4 protein-coding genes are annotated in these 7,303 nt (G+C 70.1%); 3 read left to right on the top strand and 1 reads right to left on the bottom strand.

What is annotated here, in order from left to right; all coding sequences use genetic code 11:
• Positions 1 to 100 precede the first annotated feature (100 nt).
• Complete coding sequence (gene panB / locus ACFWPJ_RS15535; protein ID WP_378851707.1) at positions 101 to 958, bottom strand: 3-methyl-2-oxobutanoate hydroxymethyltransferase; 858 nt, start codon at positions 956 to 958, stop codon at positions 101 to 103.
• Positions 959 to 1,162: 204 nt separating this feature from the next.
• On the opposite strand from panB, the gene ACFWPJ_RS15530 reads away from it, so the two are divergent.
• From ACFWPJ_RS15530 to ACFWPJ_RS15520, 3 genes are all read left to right on the top strand, one after another.
• Entirely contained in the window at positions 1,163 to 2,692 is a 1,530-nt protein-coding gene (locus ACFWPJ_RS15530; RefSeq protein WP_378851704.1) for an alpha/beta hydrolase, read from the top strand.
• Between the two features lie 122 nt (positions 2,693 to 2,814).
• Positions 2,815 to 4,152 carry a type I glutamate--ammonia ligase gene (gene glnA, locus ACFWPJ_RS15525; RefSeq protein ID WP_378851701.1) on the top strand — a complete coding sequence of 446 codons (1,338 nt, stop codon included), beginning with the start codon at positions 2,815 to 2,817 and terminating at the stop codon, positions 4,150 to 4,152.
• Between the two features lie 59 nt (positions 4,153 to 4,211).
• A complete protein-coding gene (locus ACFWPJ_RS15520) occupies positions 4,212 to 7,223 on the top strand; it encodes a bifunctional [glutamine synthetase] adenylyltransferase/[glutamine synthetase]-adenylyl-L-tyrosine phosphorylase (protein WP_378851698.1) in 3,012 nt (1,003 codons plus the stop codon).
• The last annotated feature ends 80 nt before the right edge of the window (positions 7,224 to 7,303 follow it).

Here is a 7,303-nt window from a genome sequence, read left to right as displayed (position 1 = left end):
GATCAGGTGCCGTTGCGTAGGCGACGAAGGAGCAAGCAACGGTGCCTGATCGGCGGGACAGGAGGGGCCGCGACCTCGAGCGCGCCAGCGCTCCAGAAACTCAGAAGCTGTGCTCGGGCCCGGGGAAGACACCCCGAGCGACCTCGTCGGCGTATGCGGCTGCCGCCGAACGCAGCTCGTCGCCGACATTGCCGAAGCGCTTGACGAACTTGGCGGTCTTGCCACTGGTGTAGCCGGCCATGTCCTGCCAGACCAGCACCTGCGCGTCGCAGTCGGCGCCCGCGCCGATGCCGACGGTCGGGATGGTCAGCTTGTGGGTGACCTGGCCGGCCAGCTCGGCCGGCACCATCTCCATGACGACGGAGAACGCGCCCGCTTCCTGCACGGCGATCGCATCCGCGATGAGCTGCTCGGCGCCGTCGCCGCGGCCCTGCACCCGGAACCCGCCGAGGGTGTTGACGCTTTGCGGGGTGAATCCGATGTGCGCCATCACCGGAATGCCCGCCGCGGTGATCAGCGCGATCTGCTCGGCGACCCGTTCGCCGCCCTCGAGCTTGACCGCGTGCGCGCCGCCCTCTTTCATGAACCGGGTGGCGGTCGCCAGCGCCTGCTGCGGCGAGGACTCGTAGGTGCCGAACGGCAGGTCGGCGACGACCAGCGCGTGCGGCGCGCCACGGACGACGCCGCGCACCAGGGGGATCAGTTCGTCGACGGTGATCGGGACGGTGGTGTCGTAGCCGTACACGACGTTGGCGGCGGAATCGCCGACCAGCAGGACCGGAATGCCCGCTTCCTCGAAGAGGCGCGCGGAGGAGTAGTCGTAGGCCGTCAGCATCGACCAGCGCTCGCCGTCGGCCTTCATCTGCTGCAGATGCTGGACGCGGGTCTTGCGGCGGGGCTTGGCTTCGGCTGCGGGAGCGGCACCGTAGGCAGGGGTCTGCTCATCGGATACGGACATCATCGTCCCTTTCGTCTGGTTCCTCGAGGCCCGTACCGGGTCCCCGGGTTTTTCTGACGAATCCAGTGTGCCACCCCGGACCGAGCCGCTTTAAGGGCTGGTGCCGGTGTGATCGGTCACAGCGGTGGTTGGGCTACCGTGAATAGCGAGCCCATTCGGGCGCATCGAGTTGTGCGCCGTGCGGCGCGGAAAGGTGGGCCCACCGTGCAGCGTGGCAGGCTCGTGCTCGTCGGCGCTCTGTGCGCGCTGATCGTCTCCGGATGCACCAGCGCCGAGACCAGCGCGCCCCGCGTCGAGCTGCCGCCGCCGCCCGACGGTCTGGCCCAGTTCTATGAGCAGCCCCTGGAATGGGGTTCGTGCGAGGGCTTCGGCAGTCCGGAGGACCGGCTGCCGCCCAAGACCGAATGCGCGCGGATCACCGTGCCCGTCGACTACGCCCGCCCGGACGGCCCGACCGCCCAGATCGCGCTGTCGCGGATTCCGGCCACCGGCGCCAAGATCGGCTCGCTGCTGATGAACCCCGGTGGACCCGGCGTCTCCGGGTTGTCGATGGTCACCGTCGGCAACCGCACCGAATTGGCCGACAGGTTCGACCGGGTCGGCTTCGATCCGCGCGGCGTCGGGTCCTCGCTGCCCGCGATCGTGTGCCTGACCCCGCAGCAGGCCGACGCCGAACGCGCGGAGCCGCCGACCGACAACACCCCGGCGGGCATCGCCGAGGCCGAGGCCGACAACCGGGAGTACGCCGACCGCTGTGTCGAGCGCAGCGGCACCGAGCTGCTCACCCATGTCGGCACCCGCGAGGTCGTCCAGGACATGGATGTGATGCGCGCGGTGCTCGGCGATCCGAAGCTGAGCTACCTCGGCTACTCCTACGGCACCCGGCTCGGCTCGGCCTACGCCGAGAAGTTCCCGCAGAACGTGCGCGCCCTCGTGCTCGACGGCGCGGTGGACTCCTCACAGGACCCGGTGCAGGAATCGCTGCGCCAGGCCGCGGGATTCCAAGGCGTGTTCAACGCCTACGCCGCCGAGTGCGCGCAGAGCGCAGACTGCCCGCTCGGCACCGATCCGGACCGGTCGGTGGCCCGGTTCCGCGCACTGGTCGCCCCGCTGGAGACCACACCCGCCGCGACGACCGACCCGCGCGGGCTCAGCTACAACGACGCGATCACCGGCGTCCAGCAGGCCCTCTACTCCGACGACCTGTGGAGCATCCTCAGCGAGGGCCTGACCGAACTGCGCGACGGACGCGGCGACACCCTGCTGCAGCTGGCCGACATGTACGACGGCCGCCGCGAGGACGGCACCTACGCCAACATCCAGGACGCCTTCAACGCCATCCGCTGCGTCGACGATCCCCGGATCACCGATCCCGCGGTCGTCGCCCGCCAGGACACCGAGTACCGCAAGGCAGCGCCCTTCCTCGACGACGGCAAGGGCACCGGCGCCGCACCGCTGGAACTGTGCGCCGCCTGGCCGGTGCCCAACACCAGCACACCGCACCGGGTGTCGGCGCCGGGCCTGCCGACCACGGTCGTCGTCTCCACCACCGACGACCCCGCGACGCCGTACCAGGCCGGTGTCGACCTGGCCGCGCAGCTGGGCGCCGAGCTGATCACCTTCCGCGGCAATCGGCACACCGCGGCCCTGGTCGCGGGCGACCGCTGTGTCGACGACGCGGTGATCAACTATCTGGTCGACCTCGCCGCGCCCGGCGCCGGCCTCACCTGCTGATCGGTACCGCGGCGCACCGCGCCCCGTCAGGCCCGGTGAGTTGTGCGAAGGATGTGACGAGATCGCACAACGCGAGCGTGTATGTAACACGGATTTAACGCCAGGTGCTTACGCTCGCCGGTATGGATCGCCAGAAGGAATTCGTGCTGCGGACGCTCGAAGAGCGGGACATCCGCTTCGTGCGTCTCTGGTTCACCGACGTGCTGGGCTATCTGAAGTCCGTCGCCATCGCGCCCGCCGAGCTGGAGGGCGCTTTCGAAGAGGGCATCGGCTTCGACGGTTCGGCCATCGAAGGCTTCGCGCGCGTGTCCGAGGCGGACATGGTCGCGCGGCCCGATCCGTCGACCTTCCAGGTGCTGCCCTGGGCCACCTCCAAGGGCCATCAGCATTCCGCCCGCATGTTCTGCGACATCACCATGCCCGACGGTTCGCCGTCGTGGGCCGACCCGCGCCACGTGCTGCGCCGTCAGCTCAACAAGGCCGCCGACGTCGGCTTCAGCTGCTACGTGCACCCCGAGATCGAATTCTTCCTGCTGGAGAACGGCCTGCGCAACGGCGAGCCGGTGCCCGCCGACAACGGCGGCTTCTTCGACCAGGCCGTGCACGACTCGGCCCCCAACTTCCGCCGCCACGCCATCGACGCGCTCGAGTCGATGGGCATCTCGGTGGAGTTCAGCCACCACGAGGGCGCCCCCGGTCAGCAGGAGATCGACCTGCGCTACGCCGACGCGCTGTCGATGGCCGACAACGTGATGACCTTCCGCTACCTCATCAAGGAGGTCGCGATCGACGAGGGCGTGCGCGCCACGTTCATGCCCAAGCCGTTCGCCAAGTACCCGGGCTCGGCCATGCACACCCACATGAGCCTGTTCGAGGGCGAGTCCAACGCCTTCGCCGACGCCGACGACCCGGAGAACCTGTCCTCGACGGCGCGCTCGTTCATCGCCGGCATCCTCGAGCACGCCCCCGAGATCAGCGCGATCAGCAACCAGTGGGTGAACTCCTACAAGCGACTCATCCACGGTGGCGAGGCGCCGACGGCGGCCTCCTGGGGCCGATCCAACCGCTCCGCACTGGTGCGCGTGCCGATGTACACGCCGAACAAGTCCTCGTCGCGACGCGTCGAGATCCGCAGCCCAGATTCGGCCTGCAACCCGTACCTGACCTTCGCGGTGCTGCTCGCTGCCGGTCTGCGCGGCATCGAGAAGGGCTACAACCTGCCGCCCGAGGCCGAGGATGACGTGTGGGCGCTGACCGACGCCGAGCGTCGCGCCATGGGCTTCCGCTCGCTGCCAGGCACCCTCGACGAGGCGCTGCAGGCGATGGAGCGATCGGAGCTGGTCGCCGAGACGCTCGGAGAGCACGTCTTCGACTTCTTCCTGCGCAACAAGCGCCGGGAATGGGCCGATTACCGCGGCCAGGTGACGCCGTGGGAGCTCGAGGAATACCTCAGCCTGTGACACACGTCCGGCGCGCCGGGCGTGACGCAGTCGATGCCGGGACCCTGTACTTTTAGGACATGGTCCGGCCACCGACTGCCCGCTCCGCTGTTCCCGGCGTCGGCAGGCTCGGCTTGCTCGAGCCCACCGCGGCGGATTCCCTGCACCAGCTCGGCTGGGACAATGTCGACGGCGTGCCCGTGCTCTGGGCGCTGTCGCGTTCCCCCGATGCCGACCTGGCGCTGTCAACCCTCGTGCGGCTGCGCGAGTCGCTCGGAAACGACTGGGCCGAACTGGATTCGGTGATCCGCTCCGACACCACGCTGCGCGGCAGGCTGTTCGGGCTGCTCGGCTCGTCGACCGCGTTCGGTGACCATCTCGTCGCCGCGCCCACCGCGTGGAAGATCCTGCGAGAGAACCGGATTCCCGAACGCGACGAGCTGATCGCCGACCTGCTCGACGCGGTCGACGCGACACCCGAGACCGGGCCCAATGCCGGGCCGATGCTGTTCCGGGCCGGGATCGCCGGGCCGGAGGCGATCGCGTTGCTGCGCGGCAGGTATCGCGATCAGCTGATGCTGCTGGCGGCGGTCGACCTGGCCTCCACCGTCGAGAACGAGCCGGTGCCGCCGTATCAGGTGGTCGGCAGGCACCTGTCGGATCTGGCCGACGCCGCACTCACCGCGGCACTGTCGGTCGCCGTCGCGCGGGTGTGCAAGAACGGTCCGCTGCCGGTGCGCCTGGCGGTGCTCGCGATGGGCAAATGCGGTGCGCGCGAACTGAACTACGTCAGCGACGTCGACGTGGTGTTCGTCGCCGAACCGGCCGACGCGACCGCCACCCGGCTGGCGGCGGAGATGATGAGCGTCGCCAGCTCGGCCTTCTTCGAGGTCGACGCCGCGCTGCGTCCCGAGGGCAAGGCGGGCGCGCTGGTGCGCACGCTCGACTCCCACCTCGCCTACTACAAGCGCTGGGCCCGCACCTGGGAGTTCCAGGCACTGCTGAAGAACCGGCCGATGACCGGCGATCTGGAGCTCGGACAGCAGTACCGCGACGCGCTGATGCCGATGGTGTGGACCGCCTCGGAACGCCCCGACTTCGTCGCCGACGTGCAGGCGATGCGCCGCCGGGTGGAAGACCTGGTCCCCGCCGACCTGCGCGAGCGCGAACTCAAACTCGGCGCGGGCAGCCTGCGCGATGTCGAATTCGCCGTGCAACTCCTGCAATTGGTGCACGGGCGGGTCGACGATTCGCTGCACGCCACCAACACCGTCGAGGCGCTCACCGCGCTGGCGGCGGGCGGGTACGTCGGCCGTGACGACGCCGCCAACCTCACCGCCTCCTACGAATTCCTGCGTCTGCTCGAGCACCGCCTGCAGTTGCAGCGGCTCAAGCGCACCCACACCCTGCCCGCCGCCGACGACGAGGAGGGCATGCGCTGGCTGGCCCGCGCCGCCCACATCCGCCCGGACGGCCGCCAGGACGCGGTCGGCGTGCTCGAGACCGACATCCGCCGCAATTCCCTGCGGGTGCGGCGCCTGCACGCCAAGCTGTTCTACCGTCCGCTGCTCGATGCGGTCGCCCGGCTCGACTCCGACGCGCTGCGGTTGAGCCCCGACGCCGCCGTCCGCCAGCTCGCCGCCCTCGGCTACGGCGCCCCCGCCAACGCGCTCGGGCACCTCAAGGCGCTCACCGGCGGTGTCTCGCGCAAGGGCCGCATCCAGGCACTGCTGCTGCCGACCCTGCTCGAATGGCTCGGCGACACACCGAATCCCGACGCGGGCCTGCTCGCGTACCGCCGGGTCTCCGAGGGCCTCGACGACCAGATCTGGTTCCTGCGCGAACTGCGCGACGAAGGGGCCATCGCCCAGCGCCTGATGATCGTGCTCGGCTCCTCGGAATACCTGCCCGACCTGCTGATCAACGCCCCCGAAACGATTCGCATGTACGCCGACGGACCGGGCGGCCCGCAGCTGCTCGGCCCGCAACCGGAGGACGTCGCCCGCGGCATCCAGACCGCCGCGGCCCGCTACGACGACCCGAATCGCGCTGTCGCGGCTGCCCGTTCGCTGCGCAGGCACGAACTGGCGCGCGTCGCCTCGGCCGATCTGCTCGGCATGCTCGACGTGCCGCAGGTGTGCGCCGCGCTGTCCTCGGTGTGGGTGGCGGTGCTCGAGGCCTCGCTCGGCGCGGTCATCCGGGCCTCCGAGGCCGAGCGGGGCGCACCCGCGCCCGCCGACCTCGCGGTGATCGGCATGGGCAGGCTCGGCGGCATGGAGCTCGGCTACGGCTCCGACGCCGATGTGCTGTTCGTCTGCGACCCGCGACCCGGCGAGGACGAGACCACCGCCGTGAAGTGGGCCGTCGGCATCGCCGAGAAGGTGCAGCGACTGCTGGGTGCGCCGAGCACCGATCCGCCGCTGCAGGTCGACGCCGGATTGCGGCCCGAGGGACGCAACGGCGCCCTCGTCCGCACCTTGGCGGCCTATCAGGCCTACTACGACCAATGGGCCCAGCCGTGGGAGGTACAGGCGCTGCTGCGCGCGCACCAGGTGGCGGGCGATCAGGACCTTGGCGTGCGATTCCTGCACGTCATCGACCCGATCCGGTACCCGGCGGGTGGGGTGTCGGCCGACGCGGTCCGCGAGATCCGCCGCATCAAGGCCCGCGTCGACGCCGAGCGGCTGCCGAGGGGCGCCAACCCCGCCACGCACACCAAACTGGGTCGCGGCGGCCTCGCCGACATCGAATGGACCGTGCAGCTACTGCAGTTGCGCCACGCCCACGAGGTGCCCGCCCTGCACAACACCTCGACGCTGCAATCGCTCGACGTCATCGAGGCCGAAGGCATCCTGGAGCCCGAAGACGTTGCGCTGCTGCGTGAATCGTGGATCACCGCCACCGCGGCCCGCAATGCCCTTGTGCTGGTGAAGGGCAAGCCCACCGATCAGCTGCCCGGTCCGGGCAGGCTGTTGTCGGCGGTCGCGCGCGTGGCGGGCTGGCCCACCGACGACGGCAGCGAGTTCCTCGACAACTACATGCGCATCACCCGTCGCGCGAAAGCGGTGGTGGAGCGGGTCTTCGGGGGATGAGGGCATGAGAAAGGGCGCGCCCCCCCGGTGGGGGGGGGGGGGTGTGGACAGAGTGAAAGATATTTTGGGAGTGTGAGGGA

It is taken from the genome of Nocardia sp. NPDC058497, assembly GCF_042720195.1.
GTDB lineage: Bacteria > Actinomycetota > Actinomycetes > Mycobacteriales > Mycobacteriaceae > Nocardia.
Note: the sequence above shows the minus strand (reverse complement) of the source record. Positions and strands in the feature narration are given on the sequence as shown.